Source organism: Amycolatopsis sp. NPDC101161 (genome assembly GCF_044768185.1).
In the GTDB taxonomy this organism is placed as follows: Bacteria; Actinomycetota; Actinomycetes; order Mycobacteriales; family Pseudonocardiaceae; genus Amycolatopsis.
On record NZ_JBIWPI010000005.1, the window covers coordinates 65,405 to 80,897 of the forward strand.

A 15,493-nucleotide genomic window follows, 5' to 3' on the forward strand; every position below is an offset into this window, starting at 1 on the left:
GCCTCGATCGGGTTCGGCTTGATGGTGGCGCTCGGCCTTTGTCGTGTGCCTGGCGATGGTGGCACTCGGTCTTTTTCGCTGCTCGGCCTCATGGGTGGTGCCGGATTTCATCGGTGCGCCGCCCGGTTGTCCACAGGGTCCTGCGGATGTGGACAACCGGGCCTCGGCGCTCGTCTTTCCCGGTGTTTTGTCGGGCGTCCCGGATACGCTGGAAGCGGGGGCAGCCCCCAGGGAGGGCGGGCCGTCCCGGCCGGGCCGGGGCTGGCCATCCGACTGGACCGTGGCGACCGGATCCGACGCAGCGGGCCGGGTTAGCGGAGCCTGAGGGTGGTCGAGCCGAGATGGCTGGGCCCGGGATTGCCGGGCTGGGTGGTCGAGTCGAGATGGCCCAGCCCGAGAATGCCGGGCTGGGGGCGGCTGAGCGAGGGTGGCCGGGCCTGGGATTGCCGGGCCGGGGTGGTCGAGTCGGGATTGCTGGGCCCGGGATTGCCGGGCCGGGTGGTCGAGTCGAGATGGCCCAGCCCGAGAATGCCGGACCGGGGCGGCCGAGCGAGGATGGCCGAGCCCGAGAATGCGGCTGGGATGCCCAGCCCGAGAATGCCGGGATCAGATTGGCCGAGCTGGGGATGCCGGACCGGAACCGGGTGCGGGCTTTGCGGCCGGCCGCAGTCCTGCCGCCGCGCGAGCGGCACGCACCGCGAAAAGCCGCATGTCACTGACTACCCCGGCCGCGCTGTCCGGCGAGCGGGCGCTCGGACCGGCCACCTCATGCGTCGCGGCGGCGCAACACTCCCGTCCCCACCGCCAGCGCGACCGCCGCCCACGCCGCGCAGATCAGCAATCCCACCCAAGGCGCGTACGGCGCCACCGACTGTGTCACCGGGTTCGGCTGTCCCGACTCCACCATTGCGTTCACCCCCGCCATTCCCGGGAAGTACGGCACCAGCTCCGCCAACCCCAGCGAACCCACGATCAACGGCAGCGGCACCAGCAGCACGATCACCGACACCAACGTCCCCGCCGCGCTTCTCAACGCCCAGCCGATGCCCGTGCACAACACCCCCAGCAGCGCGAAGTACCCGCCCATCCCCACCGAAGTTGTGAGAGCCGCCGAAAAGCTCGTCGGCAGGCCGTGGCCGTCCTTCAGCACCTCCGCGAGACCCATCGCGGCACACGACAAGACGACTCCCGACAAGAACAGCACCGGCACGAGCACCGCCGCCTTCGCGAGGGCCACCCGGGCTCGGACCGGGGTCCACAGCAGCGTCGAACGGATTCCGCCGCCCGCGTATTCGCTCGTCACGAACGACGTTGCCAGCGCGATCACCGCGAACTGCGCCAAGTAAAACCCGCCGCCCAGGGCGATCGTGCTCGCTGACTGGGGGTCGTTGTCGTAGCGCTGGGCCACTCCGGACAGTGCGCTGTAGCCCAGGATCAGCGCCGCTCCCGTGAGCAACGACCACCACGTCGCCCGGACCGACCAGAACTTCGTCCACTCCGATGCCACCGCTCGGGCGTGCAGAACCGTCATGCCGATACCCCGTACTCCACCGACGAAGCCGTCAACTCCATGTACGCCTGCTCGAGCGACGCCGTCCGTTCGGCGAGGCCGTGCAGGCGGATTCCCAGCTCGTGCGCCATGTCGCCGATGCGTGTGACGTCGATGCCGTCCACCATCAGCTCGTCCGGCGACGACCCGGTGTGCGTGCGGCCGCCTTCGTTGCGCAAGCGGGCGTCGAGGGCCGAGCGGTCCGAATCAGCCGGGACGCGGACCGAGACCGTGGTGCGGGAATTGCCCGCGATGAACTCCGCGACCGGCGCGTCCGCGAGCAGTTTGCCCTTGCCGATCACGATCAGGTGGTCGGCCGTCAGCTGCATCTCGCTCATCAGGTGGCTGGAGACGAACACCGTGCGCCCCTCGGCGGCCAGGGACCGCATCAGCTGGCGGACCCAGCGGACGCCGTCCGGGTCGAGGCCGTTGACCGGCTCGTCGAACAGCAGGACACCCGGGTCGCCCAGCAGCGCGCCGGCGATGCCGAGGCGCTGGCCCATGCCGAGCGAAAACTGGCCCGCCCGCTTGCCCGCGACGTCCGACAGCCCGACCGTCGCCAGCACCTCCTCGACGCGGCTCACCGGGATCCCGTTGCTGCGCGCCATGGCCGTGAGGTGCTTGCCGGCGCTGCGCCCGGGGTGCAGCGCCTTCGCGTCGAGCAGCGCGCCGACCTCGCGCAGCGGGTCCCGCAACTCGGCGTAGCGCCGGCCGCCGACCAGGACCTCGCCTTCGTGTGGGTGGTCGAGCCCGACGGTCATCCGCATGGTCGTCGACTTGCCCGCGCCGTTGGGGCCGAGGAAGCCGGTCACCTGGCCCGCGGCGACGTCGCAGGTCAGCGCGTCGACGACGGTCTTCTCCCCGTAGCGTTTCGTCAGTCCTCTGAGGGTGATCATGCGTCCGAGTCTGCGGCCCGCGGGGGTGCGCGGGCATCGGGCGACGGTCGCGACCGGCCCCCGACTTTCGTCAGGTGCGGCGGCGGGTGTGCCGGGTCGGGACGGCGGTGGCCGGGTCCTCGGGCCAGGGGTGCTTCGGGTAGCGGCCGCGCAGGTCGGCGCGCACCGACGGGTAGCCGGTCGTCCAGAACGACCCGAGGTCCGCGGTGATCGCCGCCGGGCGGCCGGCGGGGGAGAGCAGGTGCAGGACGACCGGGACGCCGGCGATGGTGGGGGTTTCGGTCCAGCCGAACGTTTCCTGCAGCTTGACGGCGAGCACCGGCTGGTCGCCGTGGTAGTCGACGCGGATGTGCGAGCCGCTCGGGACCTCGAGCCGGTCCGGGGCGAGTTCGTCCAGTTTGGACGCTTCCGGCCACGGCAGGAGGGCTTTGAGGGCGGTGCTGGCGTTGATGTTCGCGAGATCGGCTTTGCGGCGGGCGTTCGTCAGGTCGAGCCATTTGTCCACATCGGACAGGAGGGTGGCGTCGTCGACCGCGGGCCACGGTTCGCCGATGACGCGGTGGAGGAACGCCATGCGCTCGCGGAGTCTCGTCGCGTCCTGGCTCCACTTCAGGAGGCCGAGGCCGTTCTCGCGAAGTCCGGTGACGAGGGCGTCGTGCACGTTGGCGTCGCGCAGGGGACGTTCGGACAGGGTGATGGCGCCGAGCTTGCGGACCCGGCGGGCGACGACGTCGCCGTCCCAGGTGATTTCGTCCACTTCGGACACCGGGGCGACGCGGGTGGCGAGCTTTTCGTCGGCGGCCGCGGCGAGGCGGATGGTGCCGTGGACGCGGCCGGGATCGCGGGTGGCTTCGGCGACGGCCAGCCACTCGGAGTCGAGGCCGCTGCCGGGCGGGAGTTCGGCCGCGGTGCCGCCGGACATGAGGTAGACGGGCGCACCGCCGGGCCGCCGCCGCGCGAGCCGCTCAGGATGCGCGAGCGCGACGACGAGGGCGGGATCCGGCTTCCCTTCGCCGGTCACGAGCTTCGAAAGCCGTTGTACCTCCCGCTTCCACCTTCGCGCCGGCTCGTCGCTCGCCGAGCGCAGCCTTCGGAGCTCTGCGTTCACGTCCGTCAGTGTCGCTCCCGCGTCCAGCAGCGCCACCACCTCGGCCGCCGCGCGGGCGCCTACCTCCGAAGCGCCGTCCAGCAACGCTCGCGCCAGCCGAGGGTGCAACCCCAGCTCTGCCATTCGCCGCCCTCGTGCAGTTACCGCCCCCGAACGATCTGTCGCGCCCAACGTGACCAGCAACGCCCGGCCCGCCGCCAGCGCTCCCTCGCCCGGTGGGTCCCACCAGGACAGCCCGCTTCCGTCCGGTGTCGACCAGCACGCCAGCTCCAGCGCCAGGCGCGCCAGCTCGGCCGTGCGGATCTCCGGTTCCGGGTACGCCGGGAGCAACGCCTGCTCGTGCGCGGCCCAGCAGCGGTACGCCCGGCCCGGCCCCTCGCGCCCCGCGCGGCCCGACCGCTGGGTTGCCACCGCGGCCGAGACCCGCACCGTTGCCAGGCCGGGCAGGCCTCGCCGGTGGTCCACCCGCGGCACCCGCGCCAGTCCCGAGTCCACCACCGCGCGCACGCCCGGCACCGTCAAGCTCGACTCCGCCACCGCCGTCGCCAGCACCACGCGCCGCCGGGCACGCGGCCGCAGCGCGTCGTCCTGGTGCGCCGCCGACAGCCGTCCGTGCAGCGGCAGGACGTCCACATCGGACAAAGACAGTATCCCGGCCGTCCGCGCGATCTCACCGGCGCCGGGGAGGAAAGCCAGGACGTCACCGTCCCCTGAGGACAGTGCCGTCCGCACCGCACGCGCGACGCACGCCTCGATGCGCTCACCGCGCGCTGGCGGGACGTACGAGAACGACACCGGGTACGTCGGCGCCGTCGCCGTGACCACCGGAGCTTCACCCAAAAGTGTGGCGAGCCGGCCCGAAGCCACCGTCGCCGACGTCGCCAGCAGCCGCAGGTCGTCGCGCAGGCCCGCGCGGACGTCCAGGAGCAGCGCCAGCAGCAGGTCAGCGTCCAGGTGCCGCTCGTGGCACTCGTCCAGCAGCACCGTCGACACCCCGGGCAGCTCCGGATCGCCCTGCACGCGCCGCACCAGCAGCCCCGACGTCACCACCTCGACGCGCGTCCGCGCCGACACCTTCCGGTCGCCGCGCACGGCGTAGCCCACCGTCTCGCCGACCGGTTCGCCCAGGATCGCAGCCATGCGAGAAGCCGCGGCACGCGCGGCCAGCCGCCGTGGCTCGGCGACGACGACCCGGCCGGACCCCGAGGAAGCCAGCGCCAGCGGCACCAGCGTCGTCTTCCCCGTCCCCGGCGGGGCGACGAGCACCGCGGTGCCGTGGTCGTCCAACGCCGAAAGCAGCTCGGGCAGGACCGCGCGGACGGGCAGGTCGGGCAGCTTCACTTCTCGGTGACCTCGGGGGGAGCCGGCAGCTGGTACCCGGACGGCCCGATGTTCGCGTTGAGCGAGCGCAGCCATTCGCCGGAGGAGATCATCTTGCGGATCGCGTCGTCGACGGCGTTCACGCCCTGGGTGTCGCCCTTGCGCAGGCCGACGCCGTAGCTCTCCTTCGAGAACGGCTTCCCGACGACCTTCAGCAGCTCCGGATCACGTGTGACGTAGCCGGCGAGGATCACCCCGTCGGTGGTCATCGCGTCGATCTGGCCGGCCAGCAGCGCTGTCACGCAGTCCGGGTAGCGCGGGTACTCGACCAGCTGCACGGCCTGCGCGAACTTGTCCCTGACCTGCTGCGCGGGCGTCGAACCGGTCACCGAGCACAGCCGCCGCCCGTTGAGCGTCTCGGGGCCGGTGATGTCCGGGGACGTGCGCCGCACCAGCAGGTCCTGCCCGGTGGTGAAGTACGGCCCGGCGAACGACACGACCTGCTTGCGCTTGTCGGTGATCGAATAGGTCGCGACGACCAGGTCGACCGCGCCGGAGGTGAGGTCCGTCTCGCGCGTCGCCGAAGTCGTCTCGCGCCACGTGATGTCCTTCGCGGCGACACCCAGTTCCGATGCGACGAAAGTCGCGACGTCGACGTCGAACCCGACGAACCGGCCGTCCACGGTGTGCTCGGAAAGGCCCGGCGCGTCGAACCGGATGCCGATGGTCAGGTGATCCGTGGCACTGGCGCGGGTCACCAGCGAGTCGGTCGGCGAGACCTTCCCCGGCCCGCACGCCGACGCCGTGACCAGCAGCAACGCCGAAGCGAGGAGCATGCGCCACCGCATTCCGCCGCTCCCTCCACCGCCGCCGTGCCCTCACGAAGTTCTCAGGTCCTCCCGTTAGCCTAAGTGCGTGGTGCGACCGTCCCAACCCGTACTGGACGCCGTCGGCACGCTCGCCCGGCTGGGGCTGGCGGCCGTCTGGCTCGTTTCCGGTGCGCTGAAGCTGGCGGATCCCGGGCAAACGCTGATCGCCGTCAAGGCGTACCAGGTGCTCCCGGACGCACTCGCCAACGTGGTGGCCATCGCGCTGCCGCTCGTCGAACTCGTGCTCGGGCTGTTCCTGCTCGCCGGCCTGGCGACCCGCTGGGTCGCCGGCGCCGCGCTGGTGCTGCTCGTCGTGCTCATCGCCGGGATCGCCCAATCGTGGGCGCGCGGGCTGAGCATCGACTGCGGGTGCTTCGGCGGCGGCGGCCAGGTGGCGGCGGGGCAGACCGAGTACCCGCAGGAGATCCTTCGCGACTCGGGGTTCGCGCTGCTGGCCGTGTGGCTGCTGGCGCGCCCGCGCACCTGGCTGTCGGTCGACGGCTGGCTCTCGCGGGGTCGCGGGAACTCCACCGAGCCCGAGCACGACTACTCGGGTATCGCGGAAGGGAACTGATTCACAGTGGGTGGAGCTGAGCGGACCGCTCGGAAGCGTCGTCAGGCCGCGCAGGCCGGGGGAGCGAAGGCGGTGGCCCAGGCCAGGGGCACGTCGGCCGACAAGCGGAAGTGGATCATCGGGATCGCCGCCGTGGTCGTCGTGGCCGCGCTCGTGATCGGCGGCGTGATCTGGACGATCTCGGACAAGAACAAGACCGAGGGCCAGACGATCGCCACCGGGGGCACGTCGCTGGCCGGCGACGTCACGCAGAAGCGCGACGGCGTCGTCGTCACCGTCGGCAAGGCGGGCGCGAAGGCCTCGATCGACGTCTACGCAGACTTCCTCTGCCCGATCTGCGGCCAGTTCGAGAAGACCTACAAGACCGACGTCGAGCAGGCGATCAACGACGGCAAGCTGCAGGTGCGCTACCACATGGTGCCGCTGCTCAACGACCGCTCGGACCCGCCCGGCTACTCGCTCGACTCGGCGAACGCGGCGCTGGCCGCGGCCGACGCCGGCAAGTTCCTCCAGTTCCACGACGCGCTGTTCGCGAACCAGCCCGAAGAGGGCAAGCGCGGCTACGACAAGGCACAGCTGATCAAGCTCGGCCAGGACGTCGGGATCACCGACCCGGCGTTCCAGGAGACGGTCAACGCGGGCACGTACGACCAGCAGCTGAACAGCGCGTTCCAGCAGATCGAGAAGGATCCGAAGCTGGCGCAGGACTTCGGAAACGGGCAGAGCGGCTTCGGCACGCCGACGGTCACCGCGAACGGCGCGATCGTCAGCTGGCAGGATCCGGGCTGGCTCGCGAAGGTCACCGGCTGAGTCCGGGCAATTCGCCCACCCGGGTACGGACCGTCGACTAGGCTGACTCCCGCAGCAGGGGAGGGCCAGTGGACGGTTCGCATCAGGGGTTTCACGTCGATGAGGGCGCGTACGCGCGGTACGCGCGCGAAGTCGACCCGCTCGGCGACGACGTCAAGGGCGCGGCCGACCAGCACGTCGGCCCGCACGTGACGCTCGGCGGCCACGGCTTCTCCGAGATGGGCGGCGAGTCCGGCTTCTCCGGCGCCTACAGCGGCCGGATGCGCGCGCTGCAGGAGAAGATGCACCGCGTCGGCGGCGGCTGGCGCCAGGTCGGCGCGGCCGCCCGGCAGACCGACCGCAACTACGCGGCGGTCGAGGCCGACCACGGCGACGTCGTGCGCAGGCTCGGCACCGACCTCGGGGACGGCGCGTGACCGAGCACCACACCGACCAGCTCGTCCGGCACAGCCTGGACACCACCAACCAGTTCGCGCGGAAGCTGCGCCACGACCCGGCCGCCATCGGGGGCGCGCGGGACGCGCACCACGCGCTGCAGACGTCGGTGGGCCGCACCCGCGACCACGCGGCCGACCAGCGCGTCGCCCTGACGTCCGCGAGCTCCGGCTCGACGACCGACCGCGCCACCGCGACGTCGAAGAGCCTCGAGCAGGAGGTCCAGGACCTCCTCGACGAGAGCGCCGAGATCGAGAAGGCCGTCGCCGAGGCGGCCGAGACGCTGCACGTCGGCGAGATCAAGAACGACCAGGTCCGCGACCAGATCATCAAGGAGATTTCGGCGTCGATGAAGGCGCTGGCGGCGGTGAAGTCGATCCAGCCGCCGGAGAGCCGCGCCGCCGCGTCGCGCGACATCCTGATGAAGCTGCAGACGAAGATCAGCCGGCTCACCGGCCAGGCCGCGACCTTCAGCGAGCAGACCATCAACCAGCTCACCGACCTCGGCACGCGGCTCGGCGGTGGCGAGCAGTCGACGTCGACGTCCAGCGCGTCCTCGACGAAGGTGGGCTCGTCCTTCAACAGCAACAGCGGCTACTCCGGGGGCGGCGACTCCGGCGGCGGCGGTGGTGGGGGAGGAGGCGGCGGGGGAGGCGGCGGCGCCGTCCACAAGCCGCGGCTGCCGGTCGCGATCCCGCCGCAGCCCGGCAGCGGCGTCGCGATCAACCTGCCCGGCGGCAAGCAGGTCATGGCGCCGAACGAGACCGCGGCCAAGGCCGTGCGCAACGCGCTTTCGCAGCTCGGCGTGCCGTACGTCTGGGGCGGCACCGCGCGCGGCGTCGGCCTCGACTGCAGCGGGCTGACCATGACGTCGTACCAGGACGCGGGGCTGCAGCTGCCGCGGACGGCGGCGCAGCAGACGGTCGGGGCCGAGGTGCCTTCGATCGACCAGCTGCTGCCCGGCGACCTGGTCGTCTGGTCCGGGCACGTGGCGATGGTGATCGGCGACGGCCAGATGGTCGAGGCCGGCGACCCGGTGCAGATCAGCAAGATCCGCACCACCAACGCGGGACAGTCGTTCATCGGTTTCTACCGGCCGACGGGGTGAGTCGTGGCTGAATTCGACGTGGACCTGGCGGCCGCCCGGATCGCCGAGCAGGCGGACCGCGTGGAGGCCGACGTTTCGGCCCGGCTCGAGCGCTCGGGTCCAGTGGTGGGCAAGGCGTCCTCTTCGGACAGCACCATCGAGGTCCAGGTGGCGCCCGGCGGGCTGCTGACCGGCGTGACGATCCACCGGTCCGCGCTGCGGCACGGGTCGGCGGTCCTCGCCGACCAGATCCTCGAGCTGGCCCAGCGCGCGACGCGCCGCGCGGGCGACAAGATGTACCACGCGCTGGCACCGGTGGTGGACGCGTCGCAGCTGGAAGTCCTGGGTTACGAACCGATCCCGGACGACGACCCGGACGCCGACACCTACTCGTACGGAAGGTGAGCGCCGGTGGTCTCGACGCGTGACCTGATTGCCCAGTCCCGGGCCCGGGAAGCAGCGATGTCCAAAGTGGACGAATTGCTCGCGTCCGCGACCGGCACCGCCCACGACCTCGACGGCCAGGTGGAGGCGACGGTCGACGGACGCGGCAAGCTGCTGCGGCTGTGGCTGGCGCCGTCGGCGGTGAACCTGGGCGAGCGGCTGGGGCCGCTGGTGGTGGAGATCGCCCAGGCGGCGATGCGCGAGGCGACCCAGGACGGTTACAACAAAGTCGCGTTGCTGCTGGGCGAAGACATGACGCACCTGATCGAGCGGATGACCGGGATGCCGGCGCCGGCCCGCGCCGAGGACGACGACCCGGGCATGACGGTCGAGGAGTTCCAGCGGCTGCGGGCCGAACGGCTGGGTGCCGCGCCTCCGCAGACCGCGGCGTCGGCGAGCGTCGAGGACGAGGACGCGTACTGGGAGTCCTTCGACCCGGCTTCGCTGCGCTCGGACCGCTAGTTCACCCCGGCCGTGAACTCGTCGAAGAGGCGGCTCGCGGCGGGTGAGGTGAACCGGCGCTCCACCTCCGCGCGGGCGATCCGCTTGCGGAACTCCCCGGCGTGGGAAGCGTCCCCGGTGTCGTGCATGACGTCGGTGATCCACGACGCGGAGGCCTGGTAGTTCCAGACGTGGCTCAGGAGGAAGCCGCGCGCGAGGGCCTCGGCGTCGAAGAGCGCCAGGTGGATTCCCTTGGCGCTCATGGTCGGGACGATGTGCGCCGCGTCCCCGAGCAGGAACAGCTTTCCGTGGTGCATCGGGCTGTGGACGACGTTCCGCAGCGGTACGAGCCGCTTGTCGGCGATTCGGCCGGGTCCGACCGTGCGGCCAGTGCGTGGTTCGGGCAGGCGCAGGGACTGTTCGGGCGGCCCGGCGAGTTCGTCGGCCACGACCGCGCGCAGCCGCCGGTGGGCGCCGGGGCGGCTCTCCCGCAGGTCGGTCAGCGCGAGACGGGCCTCGCGCAGGAGCGGGCTCACCGCGAACACGCCGGGGTGCGCCACGAGCTCACCGCACGACTCGGGCGGGATGACGACGAGCCGGAAGTCGGTCCGGTCGTAGCAGCGGTGCGAGTGGTCGAACCCCGGCGCGACCCAGGTCCCGAGCGCGGTGGTCGTGGCGAACCCGCCGGCGGCCGCGTACACGAGCTGGCCGTCGGCGTGGTTGTGGAAGCCGTGCGGCAGCCAGCACTTCCCTCCCGGCATCACCCGCCAGCCTGCCGGGGAGCCGTCATGCCAGCTGGGCGGTGGAGTTCGCGCCGTCCAGGGCCTCTCGGATGATGTCCGCGTGGCCCGCGTGCTGGGCCGTCTCGTGGATCAAGTGCAACACTATCCGCCGGGCCGACCAGAACCGCGGTTCCGGGGGCGACCACGGTGTCGTCGGCAGCTGGACTTCCACGTCGAGCGACGGCAGGGATCGCACGTACTCGTCGGTCTCGGCGGCGGCCGTCGCGTAGGCCGACAGCCAGTGCGAGAGCGTCTCGCTCATCGAGTACTGCGCCGTGTCGAGCATGCCCTCCGGCAGGGAACCGTCGCGGGTGCGCAGGATCTCGAGCCACAGGCGCTCGCCCGTCGCGAGGTGGCGGATCAAGCCACCCAAGGTCAGTTCGCTGACCGTCGTGCGCCGGGCCGCTTGTTCGTCCGAGAGGTCGCGCGCCGGGATCAGCAAGCGCTTCCGGACTTCGGTCAGCAGGCCCAGCAGGTCTTCGTGTTCGCGAGTCATGGCGGAACCGTACGAGCGAACTAGGTCAGTTCCTGACCGGAACCCGCAATCCCGCTGAGCGGAAACCGAGTTCGGTCAGAGGTCTGGACCAACGCCGAAAGCTTGTGTCTTAATTCAAGGCGTGAATTTCGGTCTCTCGACGAGGAGGACCCGGATGGGTCTCGGACGCAGACTGGGCGTCGGCGCGCTGGCCGTGGGGTTGCTGCTCGCTTCCGGAACCCCGGCCCTCGCCGGGAACGGCCCGGCGTACAAGGATTCCCGGCGGCCGGTCAAGGTCCGCGTGGCCGACCTGATGTCGCGGATGACCCTCGACGACAAGCTCGGCCAGATGATGCAGGCCGAACGCCTCGGCGTGAAGTCGCCGCAAGACGTCACCACCGGGCGGCTCGGCTCGCTGCTGTCCGGCGGCAGCTCGCAGCCCACCCCGAACACGCCCGTCACCTGGGCTGACATGTACGACGGCTTCCAGAAGGCCGCGCTCGCGACGCCGCTCGGCATCCCGCTGATCTACGGCGTCGACGCCGTCCACGGGCACAACGGCCTCTACGGCGCCACCGTCTTCCCGCACAACATCGGCCTCGGCGCGACGCGCGACCCGAACCTCGTGCAACGCATCGGCCGCGCCACCGCGGAAGAGGTCTCCGGCACCGGGATCGACTGGGACTTCGCGCCCTGCCTGTGCGTCGCCCGCAACGACCGCTGGGGCCGCACCTACGAGTCCTTCGGCGAGGTCCCGCAGCTGGCCACCGAGATGACGTCGATCATCACCGGCCTGCAGGGCCGCCGGCTGGACCAGCCGGGCTCGGTCATGGCCACCGCCAAGCACTACGTCGGCGACGGCGGCACCACCGGCGGCGTCAACGAAGGCAACACCGAGATCAGCGAGCAGGAGCTGCGCGCGATCCACCTGCCGCCGTTCAAGGCCGCCGTCCAGCGCGGGGTCGGCTCGGTGATGATCAGCTACAGCAGCTGGAACAGCGTCAAGATGCACGCGAACTCGTACCTGATCAACGACGTCCTCAAGAAGGAGCTCGGCTTCGGCGGCATCGTCGTCTCGGACTACAACGGCGTCGACAAGATCGACGGCAAATCCGGGTTCACCCCCGAAGAAGTCGAGGCCTCGATCAACGCCGGCATCGACATGGTGATGGTCCCCTTCGAGTGGCAGAAGTTCATCGACACGCTGCGCACGCTCGTCCAGGACGGCCGCGTGCCGATGTCCCGCATCGACGACGCCAACCGGCGCATCCTGACGAAGAAGTTCGAGCTCGGCCTGTTCGAGCACCCACTGACCGACCGCCGGTTCCTGAACACCATCGGCAGCGCGCGGCACCGCGACCTCGCGCGCCAGGCCGTCCGCGAATCCCAGGTGCTGCTCAAGAACGAGAACCACGTGCTGCCGCTGTCCAAGCGGGACAAGATCTTCGTGGCCGGCAAGAGCGCGGACGACATCGGCAACCAGTCGGGTGGCTGGACGGTCGGCTGGCAGGGCACCAGCGGCCCGGTCATCCCCGGCACCACCATCCTGCAGGGCATCGAAAGCAGCTCGTCGAAGGTCACCTACGCCAAGGACGGCACCGGGATCGACCCGAGCTACGACGTCGCCGTCGCCGTCGTGGGGGAGACGCCGTACGCCGAAGGCAAGGGCGACCGTCCACAAGGGATGGGCCTGGACGCCACGGACCTCGCCACGCTGCAGAAGCTGAAGGACTCCGGCGTGCCGACGGTGGTCGTGCTCGTGTCCGGACGACCGCTGGACATCGCGGCGCAGCTGCCGGACTGGGCCGGCCTGGTCGAGTCGTGGTTGCCGGGCAGCGAGGGCCAAGGCGTCGCCGACGTCCTCTTCGGCGACTACAACCCGACCGGCAAGCTGCCGGTGACGTGGATGCGCAGCGCCGACCAGCAGCCCATCAACGTCGGCGACGGCAAGCCCGCGCTGTTCCCCTTCGGCTACGGCCTGCACTACTCGCGCCACTGGTGATCCCCGTCCCCCACCGGAAGGAACACGCATGCCCCGCCGTCCCCTGGTCAGAATCCTGGCCTTCTTCGCCGCCTGCCTGGGCTTGAGCCTGGGCGCACCGGCCGTGCAGGCCGCGACACCGTTCAAGGTGCTCGCGTTCTACAGCGGCACCTACGACGCCGCGCACATCAGCTTCGAGAAGGAGGCCAACGTCTGGTTCGCCCAGCAGGCGGCGGCCAACGGCTACACCTACTCCTCGACGACCGACTGGAACCGGCTCACCGGCATCACCAAGTCGACGGCCGACGTCGTGATGTTCTTCGACGACCAGCCGCAGTCGGCCGCGCAGTTCCAGGGCTTCCAGACCTACATGCAGAACGGTGGCGGGTTCTTCGGCTTCCACGTCACGGCGTACAACGACAGCTCGACGCCGTCGTACGCCAACTGGTTCCACAACGACTTCCTCGGCACCGGCCGGTTCACGTCGAACACGTGGGGCCCGACGCCGGAGACGTTGAAGATCGAAAACCGCACGCACCCGTCGACGGTCAACCTGCCGGCGACGATCAAGTCGTCGACGTCGGAGTGGTACGCCTGGCAGAACGACCTGCGCCAGAACCCGAACATCTCCATCCTGGCCTCGATGGACCAGTCCACGTTCCCGATCGGCACCGACCCGAACCAGACCTGGTACAGCGGGTACTACCCGATCGCGTGGACGAACAAGAACTACAAGATGCTCTACGCCAACTTCGGCCACAACGCGATGAACTACGACACGAACACCGCGCTGTCGTCGACGTTCGAGAGCGCCGACCAGAACCGGTTCGTGCTCGACGGCCTGAAGTGGCTCGGCGGCGGTGGCACGACCACCCCGCCGCCGGACGGCACGATCGACCCGGCGGCGTGGTACGCCGTGTCGAACAAGGCGAGCGGCAAGTGCGTCGACGCCCGCGCCGCGGCCAGCGCCAACGGCACCGTGGTCCAGCAGTACACCTGCAACGGGACGACGGCGCAGCAGTACCAGTTCGCCCCGACCAGCGGTGGCTACGACCGGATCAACAACCGGACGAACCCCGCCCAGGTGATCGACGTGACCGACGTTTCCACGGCCGACAACGCCGGCCTGCAGCTGTGGTCCTACAGCGGCGGGAACAACCAGCAGTGGCAGCCGGTCTCGGAAGGCGGCGGCTACTACCACTTCGTCGTCCGCCACACCGGCAAGTGCCTGACCGTGCCGGGGGCGTCCACCGCGGACAGCGTCCAGCTGGTCCAGTCGACCTGCAACGGCAGCGCCGCTCAGTCGTTCAAGGTCGCCTGACGAGGGGATGCGCTGCGGCGCCCCCTCAGCTAACATGAATGACCTTCACGTTGGCTGAGGAGGGTGCCGTGGCGCGCCGGAACCGAGCGATCGTCGTCGTCCTGGCCCTGCTGGCGGGCCTGCTCGCGGGGGTGGGTCCCGCGGTCGCCTCGCCGGCGTTCTTCTGGGGCGTCGCCACTTCGGGCTACCAGTCGGAGGGCTCGGCGCCCGACAGCAACTGGCGCCGCTACGAGCAGGCGAAGACGTCGTCGATCAAGGAGCCCTACCGCGACGCCGTCGACTTCCGGCACCGCTACGCCGAAGACATCGAGCGCGCCAAGCAGCTCGGCGTGAACGTCTTCCGCTTCAGCGTCGAGTGGGCGCGCATCGAACCCCGGCCCGGCCAGGTGGACGAGACGGAGCTCGCGTACTACGACGACGTCGTTCGGCGCGTCGTCGCCGCGGGCATGCGGCCGATGATCACCCTCGACCACTGGGTCTACCCGGGCTGGGTCGCCGACCAGGGCGGCTGGGACTCCGACCGCACGGTCGACGCGTGGCTGGCCAACGCCCGCCGCGTCGTCGACCGGTACAAGGGGCTCGGCGCGCTGTGGATCACGATCAACGAGCCGACCGTCTACCTGCAGAACGAGACCACCAACGGCGGGCTTGCCGGCTGGAAGCTGCCGTGGGCGCAGGCGCGGCTGGTGACGGTGCACCGCGCGGCGTACGACCTGATCCACTCCCTGGACCCCGGTGCGTTGGTGTCCAGCAACACGGCCTACATCCCGGCGGCGCAAGGCATCCTCGACGCGTCGTTCCTCGATCGGGTGCGGGACAAGCTCGACTTCACCGGCGTTGACTACTACTACGGCGCGAGTCTCGACAACCTCAGCGCGATCCACGCGGCGAGCGGCGAGTTCTGGAAGGTGACGCCGCAGCCGGACGGGATCTACTACGCCCTGCGGTACTACGCGCGGAAGTTCCCGAACCTGCCGCTCTACGTCGTCGAGAACGGGATGCCGACCGACAACGGCAACGCGCGGCCCGACGGCTACACGCGGTCGGACCACCTGCGCGACCACATCTACTGGGTGCAGCGCGCGAAAGCCGACGGCATGAACGTCATCGGCTACAACTACTGGAGCCTCACCGACAACTACGAGTGGGGCAGCTACCAGCCGCGGTTCGGACTGTACACAGTGGACGCTGTCAGCGACCCGGCGCTGACCCGCCGGCCGACCGACGCCGTCGCGGCGTACCGGGACCTGATCGCCGGCCACGGCGTCCCGGCGGGTTACACGCCGGTGCGGCCGCCGGGCTTCTGCTCGGTCGTCGACGGGCTCGGCAGCTGCCTCGACCCGGCCCGCTACCCGGGTCCGGTGGCCCCGCTCGGCTGATTTTCCGCCGCTGACCTGCGGG

15 protein-coding genes are annotated in these 15,493 nt (G+C 70.7%); 9 read left to right on the forward strand and 6 right to left on the reverse strand.

Annotation, left to right across the window (positions count from 1 at the left end):
• Positions 1-766: 766 nt before the first annotated feature.
• The 4 genes from ACIRSS_RS33935 to ACIRSS_RS33950 all read right to left on the reverse strand — a co-directional run bounded on the left by ACIRSS_RS33935 (position 767) and on the right by ACIRSS_RS33950 (position 5,721).
• A complete protein-coding gene (locus tag ACIRSS_RS33935) occupies positions 767-1,531 on the reverse strand; it encodes an ABC transporter permease (protein ID WP_400902123.1) in 765 nt (254 codons plus the stop codon).
• Complete coding sequence (locus tag ACIRSS_RS33940; RefSeq protein WP_400902126.1) at positions 1,528-2,445, reverse strand: ATP-binding cassette domain-containing protein; 918 nt, start codon at positions 2,443-2,445, stop codon at positions 1,528-1,530. The genes ACIRSS_RS33935 and ACIRSS_RS33940 overlap by 4 nt, the downstream gene beginning before the upstream one ends.
• Before the next feature lie 70 nt (positions 2,446-2,515).
• Entirely contained in the window at positions 2,516-4,894 is a 2,379-nt protein-coding gene (hrpB, locus tag ACIRSS_RS33945) for an ATP-dependent helicase HrpB (protein WP_400902128.1), read from the reverse strand.
• Positions 4,891-5,721 carry a glutamate ABC transporter substrate-binding protein gene (locus ACIRSS_RS33950; RefSeq protein WP_400902130.1) on the reverse strand — a complete coding sequence of 277 codons (831 nt, stop codon included), beginning with the start codon at positions 5,719-5,721 and terminating at the stop codon, positions 4,891-4,893. The genes hrpB and ACIRSS_RS33950 overlap by 4 nt, the downstream gene beginning before the upstream one ends.
• A 67-nt stretch (positions 5,722-5,788) precedes the next feature.
• Here ACIRSS_RS33950 and ACIRSS_RS33955 point away from each other — a divergent pair, with 67 nt between their 5' ends.
• The 6 genes from ACIRSS_RS33955 to ACIRSS_RS33980 all read left to right on the forward strand — a co-directional run bounded on the left by ACIRSS_RS33955 (position 5,789) and on the right by ACIRSS_RS33980 (position 9,554).
• On the forward strand, positions 5,789-6,316 hold the full coding sequence (locus ACIRSS_RS33955) for a MauE/DoxX family redox-associated membrane protein (RefSeq protein WP_400902133.1): 528 nt from the start codon (positions 5,789-5,791) through the stop codon (positions 6,314-6,316).
• Positions 6,317-6,388: 72 nt separating this feature from the next.
• The gene (locus tag ACIRSS_RS33960; RefSeq protein ID WP_400902135.1) at positions 6,389-7,126 is read left to right on the forward strand and encodes a DsbA family protein; all 738 of its coding nucleotides are present in this window, start codon (positions 6,389-6,391) and stop codon (positions 7,124-7,126) included.
• A gap of 68 nt (positions 7,127-7,194) precedes the next feature.
• Entirely contained in the window at positions 7,195-7,542 is a 348-nt protein-coding gene (locus tag ACIRSS_RS33965; protein ID WP_400902138.1) for a hypothetical protein, read from the forward strand.
• Entirely contained in the window at positions 7,539-8,669 is a 1,131-nt protein-coding gene (locus tag ACIRSS_RS33970) for an NlpC/P60 family protein (RefSeq protein ID WP_400902141.1), read from the forward strand. The genes ACIRSS_RS33965 and ACIRSS_RS33970 overlap by 4 nt, the downstream gene beginning before the upstream one ends.
• 3 nt (positions 8,670-8,672) lie before the next feature.
• Positions 8,673-9,053: a YbaB/EbfC family nucleoid-associated protein gene (locus ACIRSS_RS33975; protein ID WP_372669628.1), complete on the forward strand. Its 381-nt coding sequence runs from the start codon at positions 8,673-8,675 to the stop codon at positions 9,051-9,053.
• 6 nt (positions 9,054-9,059) lie between these two features.
• Positions 9,060-9,554, forward strand: coding sequence for a YbaB/EbfC family nucleoid-associated protein (locus ACIRSS_RS33980; RefSeq protein ID WP_400902145.1), 495 nt, complete (start codon positions 9,060-9,062; stop codon positions 9,552-9,554).
• On the opposite strand, the gene ACIRSS_RS33985 is transcribed toward ACIRSS_RS33980, so the two are convergent.
• The gene (locus ACIRSS_RS33985) at positions 9,551-10,294 is read right to left on the reverse strand and encodes an FAD-dependent monooxygenase (RefSeq protein ID WP_400902147.1); all 744 of its coding nucleotides are present in this window, start codon (positions 10,292-10,294) and stop codon (positions 9,551-9,553) included. The genes ACIRSS_RS33980 and ACIRSS_RS33985 overlap by 4 nt on opposite strands.
• Positions 10,295-10,319: 25 nt before the next feature.
• Positions 10,320-10,811 carry a DUF664 domain-containing protein gene (locus ACIRSS_RS33990; protein WP_400902150.1) on the reverse strand — a complete coding sequence of 164 codons (492 nt, stop codon included), beginning with the start codon at positions 10,809-10,811 and terminating at the stop codon, positions 10,320-10,322.
• 154 nt (positions 10,812-10,965) lie between these two features.
• On the opposite strand from ACIRSS_RS33990, the gene ACIRSS_RS33995 reads away from it, so the two are divergent.
• The 3 genes from ACIRSS_RS33995 to ACIRSS_RS34005 all read left to right on the forward strand — a co-directional run bounded on the left by ACIRSS_RS33995 (position 10,966) and on the right by ACIRSS_RS34005 (position 15,471).
• Positions 10,966-12,792, forward strand: a complete 1,827-nt coding sequence (locus tag ACIRSS_RS33995) for a glycoside hydrolase family 3 protein (RefSeq protein WP_400902153.1) — start codon at positions 10,966-10,968, stop codon at positions 12,790-12,792.
• Positions 12,793-12,820: 28 nt separating this feature from the next.
• Complete coding sequence (locus ACIRSS_RS34000; RefSeq protein WP_400902155.1) at positions 12,821-14,092, forward strand: RICIN domain-containing protein; 1,272 nt, start codon at positions 12,821-12,823, stop codon at positions 14,090-14,092.
• 68 nt (positions 14,093-14,160) lie between these two features.
• Complete coding sequence (locus ACIRSS_RS34005) at positions 14,161-15,471, forward strand: family 1 glycosylhydrolase (RefSeq protein WP_400902158.1); 1,311 nt, start codon at positions 14,161-14,163, stop codon at positions 15,469-15,471.
• Positions 15,472-15,493: the final 22 nt, after the last annotated feature.

What these genes read in the sequence shown, in the direction of transcription:
- ACIRSS_RS33935 (WP_400902123.1), bottom strand. Translation starts at nt 1,531, where the DNA reads ATGACGGTTCTGCACGCCCGAGCGGTGGCATCGGAGTGGACGAAGTTC.
- ACIRSS_RS33940 (WP_400902126.1), bottom strand. Translation starts at nt 2,445, where the DNA reads ATGATCACCCTCAGAGGACTGACGAAACGCTACGGGGAGAAGACCGTC.
- ACIRSS_RS33950 (WP_400902130.1), bottom strand. Translation starts at nt 5,721, where the DNA reads ATGCGGTGGCGCATGCTCCTCGCTTCGGCGTTGCTGCTGGTCACGGCG.
- ACIRSS_RS33985 (WP_400902147.1), bottom strand. Translation starts at nt 10,294, where the DNA reads ATGCCGGGAGGGAAGTGCTGGCTGCCGCACGGCTTCCACAACCACGCC.
- ACIRSS_RS33990 (WP_400902150.1), bottom strand. Translation starts at nt 10,811, where the DNA reads ATGACTCGCGAACACGAAGACCTGCTGGGCCTGCTGACCGAAGTCCGG.
- ACIRSS_RS33995 (WP_400902153.1), top strand. Translation starts at nt 10,966, where the DNA reads ATGGGTCTCGGACGCAGACTGGGCGTCGGCGCGCTGGCCGTGGGGTTG.
- ACIRSS_RS34000 (WP_400902155.1), top strand. Translation starts at nt 12,821, where the DNA reads ATGCCCCGCCGTCCCCTGGTCAGAATCCTGGCCTTCTTCGCCGCCTGC.